Origin of the sequence: Acinetobacter tandoii (assembly GCF_008867985.1) — a bacterium.
GTDB classification, from domain to species: domain Bacteria; phylum Pseudomonadota; class Gammaproteobacteria; order Pseudomonadales; family Moraxellaceae; genus Acinetobacter; species Acinetobacter tandoii.
In genome coordinates this window covers 1-16,330 of record NZ_VXLD01000024.1, presented here as the reverse complement: position 1 = coordinate 16,330, position 16,330 = coordinate 1, and the positions used below count along the sequence as shown (strand labels likewise).

At 41.5% G+C, this 16,330-nt stretch carries 16 protein-coding genes; 5 read left to right on the top strand and 11 right to left on the bottom strand.

Annotated elements, in window-relative coordinates:
- Positions 1–94: 94 nt before the first annotated feature.
- From fusA to F4W09_RS16825, 4 genes are all read right to left on the bottom strand, one after another.
- Positions 95–2,233: an elongation factor G gene (gene fusA / locus F4W09_RS16840; RefSeq protein ID WP_044740820.1), complete on the bottom strand. Its 2,139-nt coding sequence runs from the start codon at positions 2,231–2,233 to the stop codon at positions 95–97.
- Between the two features lie 130 nt (positions 2,234–2,363).
- A complete protein-coding gene (gene rpsG / locus F4W09_RS16835; RefSeq protein WP_016167282.1) occupies positions 2,364–2,834 on the bottom strand; it encodes a 30S ribosomal protein S7 in 471 nt (156 codons plus the stop codon).
- Positions 2,835–3,011: 177 nt separating this feature from the next.
- Positions 3,012–3,386 (bottom strand): 30S ribosomal protein S12, encoded by a 375-nt coding sequence (gene rpsL / locus F4W09_RS16830; RefSeq protein ID WP_002050319.1) that lies wholly within the window; start codon positions 3,384–3,386, stop codon positions 3,012–3,014.
- 154 nt (positions 3,387–3,540) lie between these two features.
- Positions 3,541–4,977, bottom strand: coding sequence for an EcsC family protein (locus F4W09_RS16825; RefSeq protein WP_151505437.1), 1,437 nt, complete (start codon positions 4,975–4,977; stop codon positions 3,541–3,543).
- Positions 4,978–5,248: 271 nt separating this feature from the next.
- On the opposite strand from F4W09_RS16825, the gene F4W09_RS16820 reads away from it, so the two are divergent.
- Both F4W09_RS16820 and hemJ read left to right on the top strand, forming a co-directional pair.
- Positions 5,249–6,478 (top strand): beta-ketoacyl synthase N-terminal-like domain-containing protein, encoded by a 1,230-nt coding sequence (locus F4W09_RS16820; RefSeq protein ID WP_100242959.1) that lies wholly within the window; start codon positions 5,249–5,251, stop codon positions 6,476–6,478.
- A 76-nt stretch (positions 6,479–6,554) separates the two neighbouring features.
- Positions 6,555–7,007 (top strand): protoporphyrinogen oxidase HemJ, encoded by a 453-nt coding sequence (gene hemJ / locus F4W09_RS16815; protein WP_016167285.1) that lies wholly within the window; start codon positions 6,555–6,557, stop codon positions 7,005–7,007.
- Positions 7,008–7,090: 83 nt separating this feature from the next.
- Here hemJ and F4W09_RS16810 read toward each other — a convergent pair whose 3' ends face one another.
- The 5 genes from F4W09_RS16810 to F4W09_RS16790 all read right to left on the bottom strand — a co-directional run bounded on the left by F4W09_RS16810 (position 7,091) and on the right by F4W09_RS16790 (position 12,778).
- Complete coding sequence (locus tag F4W09_RS16810; protein ID WP_151505436.1) at positions 7,091–8,194, bottom strand: acyltransferase family protein; 1,104 nt, start codon at positions 8,192–8,194, stop codon at positions 7,091–7,093.
- 188 nt (positions 8,195–8,382) lie between these two features.
- Positions 8,383–9,822, bottom strand: coding sequence for an amino acid permease (locus F4W09_RS16805; RefSeq protein ID WP_044740823.1), 1,440 nt, complete (start codon positions 9,820–9,822; stop codon positions 8,383–8,385).
- Between the two features lie 178 nt (positions 9,823–10,000).
- The gene (locus F4W09_RS16800; protein ID WP_151505435.1) at positions 10,001–10,360 is read right to left on the bottom strand and encodes a RidA family protein; all 360 of its coding nucleotides are present in this window, start codon (positions 10,358–10,360) and stop codon (positions 10,001–10,003) included.
- Positions 10,361–10,370: 10 nt separating this feature from the next.
- Positions 10,371–11,474 carry an alanine racemase gene (alr, locus tag F4W09_RS16795; protein WP_151505434.1) on the bottom strand — a complete coding sequence of 368 codons (1,104 nt, stop codon included), beginning with the start codon at positions 11,472–11,474 and terminating at the stop codon, positions 10,371–10,373.
- 44 nt (positions 11,475–11,518) lie between these two features.
- Entirely contained in the window at positions 11,519–12,778 is a 1,260-nt protein-coding gene (locus tag F4W09_RS16790) for a D-amino acid dehydrogenase (protein ID WP_151505433.1), read from the bottom strand.
- Between the two features lie 140 nt (positions 12,779–12,918).
- Here F4W09_RS16790 and F4W09_RS16785 point away from each other — a divergent pair, with 140 nt between their 5' ends.
- Both F4W09_RS16785 and F4W09_RS16780 read left to right on the top strand, forming a co-directional pair.
- Positions 12,919–13,383 (top strand): Lrp/AsnC ligand binding domain-containing protein, encoded by a 465-nt coding sequence (locus F4W09_RS16785; protein ID WP_016167291.1) that lies wholly within the window; start codon positions 12,919–12,921, stop codon positions 13,381–13,383.
- Between the two features lie 111 nt (positions 13,384–13,494).
- Positions 13,495–14,238, top strand: a complete 744-nt coding sequence (locus tag F4W09_RS16780; protein WP_151505432.1) for a sporulation protein — start codon at positions 13,495–13,497, stop codon at positions 14,236–14,238.
- Positions 14,239–14,298: 60 nt separating this feature from the next.
- On the opposite strand, the gene F4W09_RS16775 is transcribed toward F4W09_RS16780, so the two are convergent.
- Positions 14,299–14,943 (bottom strand): HAD-IA family hydrolase, encoded by a 645-nt coding sequence (locus tag F4W09_RS16775; protein WP_044740851.1) that lies wholly within the window; start codon positions 14,941–14,943, stop codon positions 14,299–14,301.
- Between the two features lie 82 nt (positions 14,944–15,025).
- Here F4W09_RS16775 and F4W09_RS16770 point away from each other — a divergent pair, with 82 nt between their 5' ends.
- The gene (locus F4W09_RS16770) at positions 15,026–15,793 is read left to right on the top strand and encodes a hydroxymethylpyrimidine/phosphomethylpyrimidine kinase (RefSeq protein ID WP_151505431.1); all 768 of its coding nucleotides are present in this window, start codon (positions 15,026–15,028) and stop codon (positions 15,791–15,793) included.
- Between the two features lie 54 nt (positions 15,794–15,847).
- On the opposite strand, the gene F4W09_RS16765 is transcribed toward F4W09_RS16770, so the two are convergent.
- Positions 15,848–16,330 (bottom strand): nuclease-related domain-containing protein (locus F4W09_RS16765; RefSeq protein WP_151505430.1); only part of this gene is annotated, 483 nt, incomplete at its 5' end.

Below are 16,330 nucleotides of genomic sequence, written 5' to 3'. Positions count from 1 at the left end.
TTGATTTTCCTTTTTAAACTACTCATGCAGGATTACTGCATGAGCAACTGGTTATTAACTAAAAAATTAGTTTGGGCTTATAGTAATCGAAAGATTACTCGTCGTCACCTTTTTTACCGCCAGATTGGAACTTAGCGATAATGCCTTCCGCCACGTTACGTGGAGTTTCAGCGTATTTAGCGAATTCCATTGAGTAAGTCGCACGACCTTGAGACATAGAACGCATTTGAGTCGCGTAACCAAACATCTCAGCTAATGGAACTTCTGCTTTAATTGCTTTTGTTCCACCAGGAAGATCGTCCATACCTTGAACCATACCACGACGACGGTTTAAGTCACCCATGATATCGCCCATGTAGTCTTCTGGAGTTTCTACTTCAACTTTCATGATTGGTTCAAGCAAGATAGGATCCGCTTTCATGAAACCATCACGGAATGCGTAAGAACCAGCCATTTTGAACGACAATTCGTCAGAGTCGACATCATGGTAAGAACCGTCGAATAATGTCGCTTTGATACCCACAACAGGATAGCCAGCCAATACACCATTCTTCATACGTTCTTGAATACCTTTATCAACCGCGCCGAAGAATTCTTTAGGTACTACACCACCAACAACTTCTTCAACGAATTGGTATTCTTTACCAGCTTCTTCAACATCAAGTGGTTCAAGACGTACATATACGTGACCAAACTTACCTTTACCACCAGTTTGACGTACGAATTTACCTTCTTGTTCAACCGACTTTTTGATCGTTTCACGGTAAGCAACCATTGGTTTACCAATGTTCGCTTCAACACCGAATTCACGCTTCATACGGTCAACGATGATGTCAAGGTGAAGCTCACCCATACCCGCAATAATCGTTTGACCAGATTCTTCATCTGTACGAACGCGGAATGATGGATCTTCTTTCGCCAAACGACCTAAAGCAATCGACATTTTTTCTTGGTCAGCTTTAGTTTTTGGTTCAACAGCCAATGAAATTACTGGCTCTGGGAATTCCATACGCTCAAGAGTAATGATGTTTTTCTCATCACATAATGTATCACCAGTGGTAACGTCTTTAAGACCTACACACGCTGCAATATCACCTGCACGGATTTCATCAAGATCTTGACGTTCGTTCGCATGCATTTGCACGATACGACCAATACGTTCACGCTTAGACTTAACTGGGTTATAAACTGGGTCACCTTGTTTAAGTACACCAGAGTAAACACGTACGAATGTTAAGTTACCTACGAATTTGTCGTTCATGATTTTGAACGCAAGCGCAGAGAACGGAGCTTCGTCAGATGCTTCACGAGATGCTTTAGTTTCATCTTTGTCGTCAAGAATACCTTCAATCGCTTTAACTTCTGTAGGAGAAGGTAAGAATTGAATTACTGCGTCCAACATACGTTGAACACCTTTGTTCTTGAATGCAGAACCACAAAGCATTACTTGAATTTCAGATGCTAATGTACGAGCACGTAAACCAGCGATGATGTCTTCTTTAGAAAGATCACCTTCTTCTAGGTACTTGTCCATTAACTCTTCAGAAGCTTCAGCAGCAGCTTCAACCATGTTGGTACGCCATTCTTCAGCAGTATCAACTAGGTCAGCAGGGATGTCGCCATATTCGAACTTCATACCTTGAGACGCTTCGTCCCAGATAATCGCTTTCATTTCGATAAGGTCAACAACACCAGCAAATGTATCTTCAGCACCAATTGGCACAACGATTGGCACAGGATTACCGCCCAAACGTGTTTTCATTTGTTCAACAACACGGAAGAAGTTTGCACCTGTACGGTCCATCTTGTTCACGAATGCTAAACGAGGCACTTTATATTTGTTCGCCTGACGCCATACAGTTTCAGACTGAGGTTGTACACCACCTACCGCACAGTAAACCATGCACGCACCGTCAAGAACACGCATAGAACGTTCAACTTCGATTGTGAAGTCTACGTGTCCCGGTGTATCGATTACGTTGATACGGTGTTGTGGGAATTGGCTACTCATACCTGACCAGAAACAAGTCGTTGCAGCAGAAGTAATGGTAATACCACGTTCTTGCTCTTGTTCCATCCAGTCCATTGTTGCTGCACCATCGTGTACTTCACCAATTTTGTGAGATACACCTGTGTAGAACAAAATACGTTCAGTCGTAGTTGTTTTACCTGCGTCAATGTGCGCAGAGATACCAATGTTACGGTAACGAGAAATTGGGGTTTGACGAGCCATGATTTCTAGCATTCCTAAATTTTGTTGTTAAAACAGGACGCTTTAAGCTGCATAGCAACTTAAAGCGATTTGATGACAATTATGTGAAAACATAAGAGTCTTTGTCCTGATTAAGGCCTGTTTTATCCGCTTAGAAACGGTAGTGAGAGAAGGCTTTGTTGGCTTCAGCCATACGGTGCACATCTTCACGTTTTTTAACAGCTGCACCTTTACCTTCAGCTGCATCAAGCAACTCACCAGCAAGACGTAAAGCCATCGTTTTTTCAGAACGCTTAGCAGCAGCATCTACTAACCAACGCATAGCCAAGGCAGTACGACGGGATGGGCGCACTTCCATAGGTACTTGATAAGTAGCACCACCAACACGGCGTGCTTTTACTTCGACCATAGGACGAACTTTTTCAAGAGTAGTCTCGAAAAATTCAACTGGGTCTACTTTGTTTTTTTCTTGAACGCGGTCTAAAGCACCGTAAACGATACTTTCAGCAATAGATTTTTTACCATCTTGCATTACGTGGTTCATGAATTTAGCGATTGTTTGGCTACTGAACTTAGGATCCGGAAGGATTTCACGAGCAGCAACTACGCGACGTCTTGGCATTTTAAACTACCTATATATATGACACTTCAGGTTAATCCAGCAGTAGTACAAAGTGTCGTGTACTTTCGCTGGCCTTACTACACGTCGCTTGAATTTCACAAAATTAATGCAGAAATCAGACAAGCGAGACGATAAAGGATTGCAGTTCTAGCGAACTAAGATTTTAATCTCGAAAGATTATTTCTTAGGACGTTTAGTACCGTATTTAGAACGTGACTGGTTACGATCTTTCACGCCAGCACAGTCTAAAGAACCACGAACGGTATGGTAACGTACACCTGGTAAGTCTTTAACACGACCACCACGGATAAGAACAACACTGTGCTCTTGTAGGTTATGGCCTTCACCACCGATATAGCTAGAAACTTCAAAACCTGAAGTTAAGCGAACACGGCAAACTTTACGCATTGCTGAGTTAGGTTTTTTAGGTGTAGTTGTGTAAACACGTGTACAAACACCACGACGTTGTGGACAAGCCTTCAACGCAGGAACTTTAGATTTTTCAACTAAAGTCGTACGACCCTTGCGGATCAACTGATTTGTTGTTGCCATATGGCAATTCTCCCGTTAATAAAAAGCCCCAAAAAATACTACTTTTTGAGGGCATGCAATTGTAAGTCAAGATGCAAAAATGGTCAACCTAAGCAAAGCATCAATCCATCAGCCTTTCGGCTTTTCTTGTCATTTTTTAAACACTTTTCGTTGTTTACTGTTCAGTCGGTGGCGTAGTCTTTTTTGTAACCCTTTTTGTTGGAGTTTTACGTGGACGTTTTCCCACGACAACAGGCTCTGCCAATGGATTTTCAATTTGCTCTACTACACCATCCACAATGACCTCAACTGCTTGAGGACTTAGAGCAGATTGTTGTTGAGCTTTATCGTGAGGCTCTACCAGATGATCAGCTAATTTTTCCAAGCCTTGTTCTATTTGCTGCTGTTGTTCAGTTTCATCGCTCGGTTTTGTGGTGGTTTTTTTCTTGACGCGTACTTTGGCAATATTTTGATGATTTTCCAGTTTAAACTCTGCAATATCATTGAATGACGCGGCCTCAACCAAACTTGGCTGTACAGTTCCAGTTAATAACTTAGGTGTTGCCTGAGCCAATAAAGTTAATGATCGCTCGTAAGCAGCGACCACCGAGAGTTCAAGGTCTTTGTGTTGCTGGAGATATTGGCGTGCTTGAGCAAAAACTACTTGTGCTTTGCAATTGACGTCCTCAATTAACTTCCAACTATATACTGCACTTAAGGTTGCACTTGCCACAGGCGTGAATTTACTAAGGAAGCTATAATTTGGAACTTTATTCATCCAAGCCCATGTATAATCCCCCTGCTCATTGTGTAGCCATTTTTTAAGCAATTCAAGATCATTGCTAGAGCCCAATAAATACTGCAACTGCCCAATGTCATGTGTTTGCAACATTTTAGACACTGTTTTAATCGCCATTAATAAAGCTTGTTTCTCAGCAATGAGCCCTAAATCAATTTGTTTAAAAATAAACTGAACGATCTCTTGCTCGGTATCTTTATTCAGTTCAAAACCATAAGAGCGTCCGACTTGATAAATGGTTCTCAATGACAGAATTAAAGACAATGGAATATCCACACTGGAGCCAATGGTACCTGTTGCCCCTGTGAGCATACCTTGTAAAGAGGCAATCCATTTGTTTTGTTCAGCCAGAGCCAGACTAATCCGTTTAGAACGATCAATGTCTTGCGTTAAGGTTTCCAGATCGCGTACGCCGGCCTGATCTAAAACGTCATCAACAGAACCAATATCTGAACTAAAGGCATTCAACTTTTCAAAAAAATAGTCACTAATTTTGTCGGTATACTGTGGTGCTACAAAATTCGCCACGTTATTCACTTTAGAATAATGACGTCCTAAAAGTTGTCGGGAAACTTGCGGGAAATGCTCACGTAAAATCTGCTGTGCATCTTGATACTTTTTCCTTTCAAAAGCTGGTTTAGAATGTGCTTTCCCTTCAATAAACGCTGAATTTCCCGCACCTTGTGGATATGCTGCAACAGAGCCTGGTGCAACATGTTGCAAAACATCTATTCCTGTTTGGCTGAGCTTTTTAGCCACTCCAAAGGCATTTGAGAGGAATCCTGTTGATTGTTTATTATTAGCTTCTGTCATTCTCAATCCTTCTTTTTCAATTCTTTCATTTCTCGCTAAATACTAGGTATAGTCTAAGTTTATCTCAACATCAAACTGTTTCTTTTAGTTAAGAACTTTGACTAAATTTGTTTTTTTTCTTTCCCCCAAATACACATCATATTTGCCATAAGAATTCAAAAATCTTTCTGCTATCATGATTGCAAATCAAACATATGAAGACTTGTAGCATAAAGGCTCTCCCCTGATTGCATATAGTCATTCGAAATATCACCATATAAGGGATCTGTAGATGAAACGTGTTGTAATTACTGGTATGGGCATCAACTCATGTATCGGTAACACTTTAGAAGATGTCACTCATTCATTGCAAAACGGGATTTCTGGTACACGTTTTAACCCGACTTATGCTGAACTTAATTTCAAAAGTCACATCAGTGCAGCAGCAGAACAAGATTTTGACCACATTGACCGTAAATTAAAACGTTTTATGGGTGTGTGTGCGATGTACGCGTATAACGCTGCGGTTGCTGCGGTTGAAAATGCTGGTTTGACTGCCGAGCAAATTGGTGGCAATCCGCGCTACGGTATTGCAGGTGGTTCAGGTGGCGGTTCAACTGCTTCTGTCATTGAAATGAAAGAATTACTTGACACCAAAGGTGCGCGTAAAGTTGGTCCATTCTTCGTACCACGCAACATGTCAAACACAATTACGGCAAACGTAGGCGTTGCATTTAAAATGCAAGGTGTTGCACACACCATTACCAGCGCATGTGCAACTTCTGCTGATGCGATTGGTTATGCTTACAACCTGATTCAATTGGGTAAACAAGACCTTATGCTTGCAGGTGGTGGTGAAGAAGATCACTGGTCACAAAGCTTGTTGTTTGATGCGATGGGCGCACTGTGCTCGAAGTACAATGACACACCAGAAACAGCTTCTCGCCCGTATTCAGCAGACCGTGACGGTTTCGTGATTGCTGGTGGTGGCGGTTTCGTGGTTCTTGAGTCACTTGAACATGCTCAGGCACGTGGTGCTAACATCTTAGCTGAAGTTGTGGCATATGCAGCGAACAGTGATGGTGCAGACATGGTTGCGCCATCTGGTGAAGGTGCTACACGTTGTGTACTCATGGCACTTGAAGAAGCGAAACAGCATGGCGTAGACAAGATTGACTATGTGAATACACACGGTACATCTACTCCTGCTGGTGACGTTACTGAATTGTTAGCAATGGAACGTGCATTTGGTGAAGGTCAAGTTCCTCCACTAAGCTCAACCAAGTCGATGACAGGTCACAGTTTAGGTGCAGCTGGCGTGCAAGAAGCTATTTACTCTGTATTGATGATGCAAAATGACTTCATTGCACCAAACATCAATGTGACTGAACTTGATGAAGGCGCAAAACCATTTGATATCGTACTTGAAAAACGCGATACAAAATTGAATACTGTGATGAGTAACAGTTTCGGTTTTGGCGGTGTAAATGCTTGTCTCATTTTCAAAAAATGGGAAGGTTAATTTAAGAAATCTTGATCATTCATTGCTGATGCAGTGAATGATCAACTTTCCACACTGCCCTTAAAAGGGTGAATTGATGGATGCTCCTTCTGATGCTTTCCTTTGGGTAAAAGCATTACATATCATTGCAGTCGTTTGTTGGTTCGCTGCACTCTTCTACCTCCCCCGTTTATATGTCTATCACGCCATGAGCGATGATGCAGTCAGTCATCAGCGTTTCGAAGTGATGGAGCGTAAACTCTATCGTGGCATTATGTGGCCCGCGATGATCGCAACCCTCATTACGGCACATTTTTTGGTGGATTGGGGAGATGCAACGCGCCATTACCATGAAGCATTGTGGTTTTACCTGAAAGTCGGCTTAGTTGGCCTATTGGTGATTTACCATTTTGTCTGCGGTTATTACCGTAAGAAACTCATTGGTAATGCACATTACAAGTCACACAAGTTCTGGCGCTTCTTTAATGAAATGCCGACCCTCATTTTATTTGCTGTGGTGATTTTAGTCGTAGTGAAACCGACATTTTAAAATCCCCGAAATGAAAAGCCCTGATTAGTTCAGGGCTTTTTTATATCTATAAAAATCAACAGCACACCCAAAAATCAGAGCTATTAGCGTATCCAAGCTTGACGTATTTTTAAATTGAGCGGAGTCGAATAATACTTTTCAATTGCCCAACTCATTATAAACACTGCAATAAAATAAACTGGCAGCAACATCAGCTTTTCAGCCGCTAAAGTTTCTTTTGGGAAATACACAACTTTCATAAAACCCAAAACAATTAAGTGAAACAAATACATTTCATAGCTACGCTGTCCAATCCAAACTAAACTCCGTGCAGCGTATGAGACAGGTTCAACTTTCGGGTCTTGTACAAAGCAAAACATCAGCAACGCTGTAAGTAACGCAAATACACTGATACCCCATATACTCACTTCTTTGATCGGTGCATAAAAATATAAAGCGGTCATCAAAAATACAGTCACCGCAACAATCACTTTTGGATTGTAAATGACGCCTTTAAAATACTGTGCATACATTGCGGTGAGGCAGCAAATCGCAATTCCATCAAAACTAGAAAAGTAGTGATACAGATAAGCGCCACTTTCTTCTGCAAAATGCAGGGCACGAAAATAAGGTGCATACGCGATGATAAGGAGCAGAAAAACAATAAACCCTTTGCCTCGACCAAGCACTAAACACAGTATAGGAAAGGCTAAATAAAAGACCTCTTCTACTGATAAAGACCACAATACCCCTAGGGCATAATTGATCCATCCAAATTCAATAATCAATATGTTCATCCAAAAGCTAAAAGCTGAAAGAACGGTCACCGCATAAGATACGTCTACACCATTCGGTGACTGATTCATGAATGGTTTAAGTTCCAAAGCACCCAGTATCGTGACTATGAATACTAGCAATATTAAGCACGGCATAATTCGGGCAATACGACGGATATAAAAATCTTTCAGCTTAATCTGCGCCAAAGATCCACTGCGTTGCAAAGTATGCTGAGTAATCAAAAAACCTGAAATGACAAAAAACATGGTCACACCATAATTACCATTTCTTGCAATTAAGGTACTTAAGCTTTCACCTCCAATTGGGATACCGAGAAACGTATCGTGTAATTTATAAGGAATATTAAAATGATGAACCAATACCAAAAGGATGGACACTCCACGTAGGATATCGATTTTATAATTACGCATAGATCATTGTTAAAATTTTAAAGTGCTTCATTAAAAATCAAATGGCTCGAGTTAAATAGCTTTTACAAATAAAATCATACAATTATCTCACACTTAATTAGAGCAGATTTATTCTATTTAGACAAAAAGAAAACCCTGCTGATGCAGGGTTTTCTCTCAGATATCGCAAGCTAAGCGATGCGTTTTACTTAGTTATCAAGTTGCTGCGCTAACATACGTTTTTTCACACGTGGCAAATACAGTACTCGATAAGTAATGGTCAAAATAATGAGCCATACTGGACTAATAATTAAGGCACGTAACGTATCAGGTTCTAAACTTAAAATGATCAGGGTAAAGAATAGGAAAATCAAAACCACATAAGACATCCATACCCCACCCGGCATTTTGAACTTCGATTGTGCATGTAATTCAGGGCGTAATTTACGGTAGCGTAAATAGCACACCATAATAAGTCCCCAAATACTGATAAATAGAATTACACACAACGAACTTGCCAAGGTGAATGCTTCTACAGTATTCGGAACGAAATACTGCAATGCTGCGCCTGCCATAATAAAGAGACATGAGAACAGCAAGCCTTTGGCAGGTACAGCTCGGCTAGATAATTCACCCAATCCTTTTGGTGCCTGACCACCTAAAGACAAACCGTATAGCATACGACTGGTCGAGAACACACCACTATTCATTGATGACATTACCGAAGATAATACCACCAAGTTCATAATCACTGCTGCACCACCAATCCCTGCATGTAAAAACAGGCTGACGAATGGACTTTGATCCGCTGGAATTTCATTCCATGGTGTTACTGACATTACAATAAATAACGCCAACACATAGAATAAAATAATTCGGGTTGGAATAGCATTCACTGCTTTTGGTAAGTTCTTTTCTGGATCTTTCGCTTCAGCAGCCATTGTTCCAATTAATTCCACACCGACAAAAGCAAAGAGTGCGATCTGGAAACCTGCCAAGAAACCGCTGGCACCTTTAGGGAACATTCCACCATGTGACCAGACATTGCTAAAACTTGCGATTGAACCCTGTGGTGCTTGGAAATGGCTGAACACCATAAAGCCACCGATGACAATCAATCCTAAAATGGCGAGAATTTTGATTAATGCAAACCAAAATTCAATTTCACCAAATAGTTTGACGGTTAAAAGATTCAGTCCAAGGACCAACAATACACAGCCCGCACTGATCAATGCTTGTCCTATGGGCGTAAACGCCATATCGGGTGGTAACCAGAAATTCAGATAATTGATAATCGCCGCAAGGTCAGCGATACCGACCAAGACCCAACCGAGCCAATACGACCAACCGATATAATAGCCCGCCGCAGGACCAATTAAATCGTGTGCCATATCGATGAAAGATTTGTAATGCAGATTGGAAAGTAGAATTTCACCTAATGCACGCATGAGGAAAAAGAACATACCGCCAATGATCATATAGATAATTAAAATTGAAGGTCCAGCGAGGGAGATGGTTTTCCCTGAACCCATAAATAAACCTGTACCAATAGCTCCGCCAATTGCAATCAATTGTAAATGACGATTAGAGAGCTTGCGTTGCAACTCATGGGTTGCTTGTTCAGCTTTTGGCTCACGCACTGTGGTCATAACTCAACATCCTTTTTTTAATTCCTTTACCGGACTTAACCCAGATCTAGCTCCTCACGAGCAATACAATTAACCTAGGGTTAAGCCTGTGTCCTTAACAATGTAATCATTAACCTTCGTGGTTAATTAGCTGATCACATTGCTCATTGCTTACGTCCTCCATTCCATGGAAGAGCGCTTACTTTTGTGCCGCAATTACCGCAATTTCAATGAGCCATTTTGGATTGACCAAATCGGCTTGAATCGTGGCACGTGCAGGCGTTGCATGGTCTTTCAACCAATCAATCCAGATTTCATTCACCACTGAAAAATCCGACAAATCTTTCAGAAAAAGCTGTGCTGAAAGAATTCGGCTTTTATCACTATTGGCTTGTGCCAAAAGTTGATCAATGGTGTTTAATACATCTTGAGTTTGCCCTTTGATATCTAAATCAGGATTTTTTGGCACCTGACCTGATAAATACACCACGTTGTTAAAAACTGTCACGGCGCTCATCACAGGGGTGGTATTGAAGCGCTGAATATCCTGTTGTGACATGATTAATTCCTTATTCCTGAATTGAAAAATTGACGCGTGCTGTGACTGCGCACATTAGTTCATAGCCAACAGTGCCTGAAGTTGCTGCAACCTCATCTATCGGCAATACCGCCCCAGTGCTCGATTGACCCCATAACACCACTTCGCTGCCTATCTGCGCATCGGGAATTGGATCAAGATCAACTGCGAGCATGTCCATGCTGACACGCCCTAAAGTACGGGTACGAATAGAGTTCACCAATACAGGCGTACCTGTCGGTGAAATACGTTGATAGCCATCGGCATAGCCACATGCCACAATCCCGACGCGCATAGGGCGATCTGCGACAAAACTAGAGCCATAGCCAATGCTGTCGTTTGGATTTAACTGTTGAATGGCGATGATTTCACTGCGCAAACTCATACTCGGTTGTAAATTCCAATCCTGAATAGTATGCGTTGGAAAATCTGGAGAACTGCCATATAGCATGATGCCGCTACGTGCGTAGTCTGAGCGTAGCTGAGTCGAGTATCTTAAAATTGCGGCACTATTGCTGATTGAACAAGGTGCTGGATACTGCTCTAAAATCTGCTGGAACACTTGATGCTGATATTCAATCCCCACCTGACCTTGACGCTCGCCATCAGCGTCAGAGAAATGCATCATGTGTACCAATTCTTTAACCGAAGCTAAATCCTTCAGTTTTTTCCATGCACCGACATAGTGTTCTGGTGTGAACCCTAAACGATTCATGCCATTGTTCATTTTTAAGAACACTTTGAATTGTGCTGCAACGGGAAACTGTTGTAACCATTGAATTTGCAATTCATTATGCACAGTAAAATTCAATTGATACTGTGCACAATCATATAAATCTTGCGCTGAAAAAATGCCTTCCAGTAACAGGATTTCCCCTGTCCAGCCCAAAGCACGAATACGTTTAGCTTCTTCGATATCAAGCAATGCAAAACCATCGGCAGATTTAAAGGCTTGATACACGCGTTCAATGCCATGCCCGTAAGCATTGGCTTTGACCACAGCAAAAACTTGGCTATCTGGCATTGCGGCACGCGCAATTGCCAGATTATGTCTGAGTGCGGATTGATGAATCACCGCGGTAATTGGACGTGGCATAACTCTTCTTCCCTAAAATTCAAACAACTCCCTGAATTCAGGAATTATGCTGCACTTAAATAACGTTCAATCGATAACCCATCAATGCTGATGTCTGGTTTATGGTTCATCACCAAGTCACTAATCAGCTTGCCTGAACCACATGCCATGGTCCAACCTAAGGTGCCATGCCCTGTATTCAAGAACAGATTTTTGAAGCGTGTTGCACCAATGATTGGCGTGCTGTCTGGCGTCATCGGGCGTAAGCCTGTCCAGAAAGTCGCATTTGGTAAATCACCGCCAGGGAATAAATCTTTGGTAACCATTTCTAGTGTGCCACGGCGGTCATCATTCAGCTTCAAGTTGAAACCACTTAGCTCTGCCATACCACCAACACGGATACGTTGATCAAAACGTGTAATCGCGATTTTGTAAGTTTCATCCAGTACGGTTGATTGTGGTGCAAACGCAGGATCAATAATTGGCACGGTCAATGAATAACCTTTGACTGGATAAACTGGTAGATTTAACTCAAGTGGTTTTAAGAAATCACGTGAATAACTACCGAATGCCAACACATAACGGTCTGCGGTCAATACTTGACCATTTACCACCACACCTTTAATTTCATCGCCTTCAACCACTAAACGCTCGACGTTCTGGTTAAACAAGAACTTCACACCGTTAGCTTTAGCAATATCTGCGAGTGAATTGGTGAACTTATAGCAATCGCCCGTTTCATCATTTGGTAAATGTAAACCACCGACCAATTTATCTTTGGCAAAGCCCAGTGCAGGTTCTACACGAGCCAAGTCATCTTTCAATAACAACTCATGCGGTACACCACACTCTTTTAATACTTGAATATCACGTTGTACCGCTTCTAACTGCGCTTCATTACGGAACACCTGTAATGTGCCTTTAGAACGGTTTTCATAGCTGATGCCTGTGTCTTTACGCAATTCGCGCAAACAATCACGGCTATATTCTGCTACACGGGTCATACGTTCTTTGTTTACTGCATAACTTTGCGCATTACAGTTTTTCAGCATTTGTGCCATCCACTGTAACTGCCACATGCTACCATCCATATTGATGGCTAATGGTGCATGATGCTGAAACATCCACTTGACCGCTTTAAATGGAATGCCCGGTGCGGCCCAAGGAGTCGAATACCCTGGTGAAATTTGCCCTGCATTACCAAAACTTGTTTCTTCTGCCGGACCTGATTGGCGATCCAACACGGTGACGTCTGCTCCCTGCTGCGCAAGATAATATGCACTTGCTACACCAATTACACCACTACCTAGAACAATTACGCGCATTTCCTTTATCCCACTGCTTCACCAGTTTATTTAACTAGTATATTTCCGTATCAATAGTGAATTTGACTGATTTAATAGGTATAGTTGAGATATATTCATGCCATTTTCACTAAATAAAGGCTAAAAACAGAGAAAAACTTATGCGTAAATTAGACCGTGTAGATCGCCTGATTTTGGATATTCTGCAAATGGAAGGACGAATTGCGATTAGTGAATTGGCTTCTCGGGTCAATTTATCCACTACGCCTTGCTCTGAACGGGTCAAACGACTCGAACGCGACGGCATTATCACGGGCTATCATGCACGGCTGAATCCTGCACTGGTTGACCGAAACTTACTGGTATTTTTAGAAATTAAACTCTCTGCCAAATCGGGAGATGTCTTTGACCAAGTCGCACGAGATTTGGTCGAAATTCCTGAGGTTTTGGAATGTCACTTAATTTCAGGCGAATTCGATTATCTGGTTAAAGCACGCTTAAAAGAGATGACTGCTTATCGCCGCTTATTGGGTGATTTATTGAAAAAACTCCCCTCATCTGCTTCATCGCATAGCTATATTGTGATGGAAGAAATTAAGGAAACTTTGTATTTAGATATGCGCTAAGGCTTGACTGAATTATGCTAATCTCAAGCAGCTTTATTTTAGAAATCACTTATTTTTCATTTTCTAATTTTTCTTAATTTTCATGTCTTTCTCTTTGGGAATTTTTGCATCATGTTGAATAAACTTATGTCGAGCTTAGGTCTACAAGGCATTCAGGTAGACACCCGTATACACAACAGTCAATTACAAGCAGGTCAAGTCCTGAATGGAGAAGTCATTTTTACCGGTGCTTCTTCCAAGAAACATATCAATGGCATCTACTTAAAATTAATGACCACAGCCGAAGTCGAATCAAATGACTCAGAATACAATACCCATTTGACGATAGCGGAATGGCATATTAGTGGTGCATTTGAATTACAAGCCAACCAAACCCACACCTTCCCATTTTCAATTCAATTGCCATTTGAAACACCGTTGACCGATCTGGCTTGTCGCAGCAATAAAACCCGTGTTTGGCTACATACTCATTTAGATGTCGATTGGGGGCTAGATGCCACCGATAAAGACTATCTACAGATTACCCCGACGCCTACTATGCACAGCTTTATTCAAGCCATGCAACAATGTGGTTTTCACTTGGTGACTGCCGATGTTGAAAAAGGTCAACTTCGTGGCAATGGGTTTTACTCAACCCTTGGCTGCTATCAAGAGCTAGAGTTTAAACCTGCGCAGTTCTTTAGCGGTATCAATGAAATTGAAGTGTCCTTTGTGGCAGAACAGCATCAAACGCATGTGTTATTAGAAGTAGATCGTAAATTTAGAGGGGATGGCTTTAAAAGTTTTAGCATTCCACATCAACATGCCAATCCCGCAGTTTTAGCCAATGAAATTCGTAGAACATTAGGCATATAAAACCAAACACCTCACTTTTCAACAAAGGAAAGTGAGGTGCTTAAATGGATCAATGCTTGATTAAATCAGGTTCAGCAAATCGGCAAAACGTTGAATTCGAGCCTTGGGTTGAGCTGCATCAAGTTCAGCCATAGAGCCATAACCATATTCCACAGCAATGGTTTCAATGCCATTACTACGTGCGCCGAAAATATCATGCTCACGGTCACCCACCATTAAACATTCTTCGGCTTGAAGCTGTTCTTGTTCTAAAATATAAGCAATTAACTCGCCTTTATTGGTTCGTTCACCATTCAGTTCACTGCCATAAGGGTATTCAAAATACTGTAATAAATTAAAATGATCTAGAATCTGACGTGCATAAACTTCAGGTTTTGCAGTTGCCAAGAACAAGCGATAACCTTTGTTTTTTAATGCTGCTAAAGTTTGTGCAACATCTTCAAAAACATGATTTTCAAATAAACCTGTGACCGAGAAACGCTCGCGATAGCCCAATAAGGCTTGATCCGCTAACACATCATGAGGGTCAACATTTAAAATTTTAGCCAAAGATGCTTTCAGTGGCGGACCAATAATCCAGTCAATATTCTCTGACTCAGGAATTGGGTGCCCCACTTTTGCCAAACCATAACGTGCAGAAGTGGTGATCCCGACTTTGGGATCTGTCAGTGTTCCATCCAAATCAATCAATATATTTTTAATCATTGTCCAACCCAATAAATTACGCTCGAGACTTCGCTCAAAGTTGCCTATACTATCGCAAATCTCATGAATGAAGGAAATGTACATGCGCCCGACTGTACTGTGCTTTTCGGGTTTAGACCCTTCTGGCGGTGCTGGCTTACAAGCGGATATTGAAGCGATTGGTCAAAGTGGTGCGCATGCCGCAATTGCATGTACCGCACTGACCATTCAAAACTCACAACAAGTTTTTGGCTTTGAAGCAACCTCCAAAGAATTACTTTTGGCCCAAGCACATGCCGTCGTCGGTGATCTACCGATTCAGTGTGTGAAGTCTGGCATGCTCGGTACCACCGACAATATTGCCGCTTTGGCTGAATTTTTACGTGAACATCCAGAGTATCGTTATGTACTTGACCCAGTGTTGGTTGCGAATAGCGGTGGTTCTTTAGGAGATCAAGCCACACTGGTCAAAGCTTTTGTCGAACTCATTCCATTGGCCACTATTATTACCCCAAATACAGTTGAATTACGTGCTTTAACGGGCGAACAGGACTTGGAAGCGGCCACACAGAAATTGTTTGCCATGGGTGCAAAAGCAGTTTTGGTTAAAGGTGGGCATGAAGCTACTGCCGACTATATTCGCAATGCCTTATATATCGATGGTGAGTTTGTGGCTGAAAGTCATTGCCCACGTTTGGCAGGCGAATATCATGGTTCGGGCTGTTCACTCGCAAGCTTTATTGCAGGTCGTCTCGCGATGGGCGATGAGTTAAAAATTGCGGTGCAACATGCAGAAACATGGTTATTTGGCGTATTAAAACAAGCCGAAACACCTGTACCGAATGGACAGAAAATTCCAAAACGTTTCTAAATTTTCGCTTTCATTTGTAAGCCCACAGCTCTTGCTTGAACTGTGGGTTTATTTTTATTTACTGTGTTTGAGCTTTAAATTTTCAATGTGTTGACGATTGGTATTCCAAGACTTTTCGAGTACTTCTTTTTCAATCCGCAATTGAATCCGCTTCAACTTCATCGGTGGAATCATCACCTCTTGAAAAGTTTTCACGTAATCCGTCCAAGCTGCTCCACGAAACACATTCTGAGGCATTTGCGTTTTAAATTCACAATCAGGCATAAATACCACCAGAGAATAAATAAACTGAGGCTCAACAATATCGGACAAAATATCTTCCAATACCTTTTGATGTTTATAGTTTTGATGTAATGGATTTTGAAACTTAAAACTCTTTTTATAAATTTTCTGTGTCCATGTTTTCTGATGCTGATTACCAAAAATCCAGCCTTTATAATTTTTAGTTTCAATCACAAAAATACCAAAAGGGCTCAGTAGAATATGATCAATTTGTGTGGTCTGGTTTTGCTCATCTGGCAGTGTACAATCATTAAG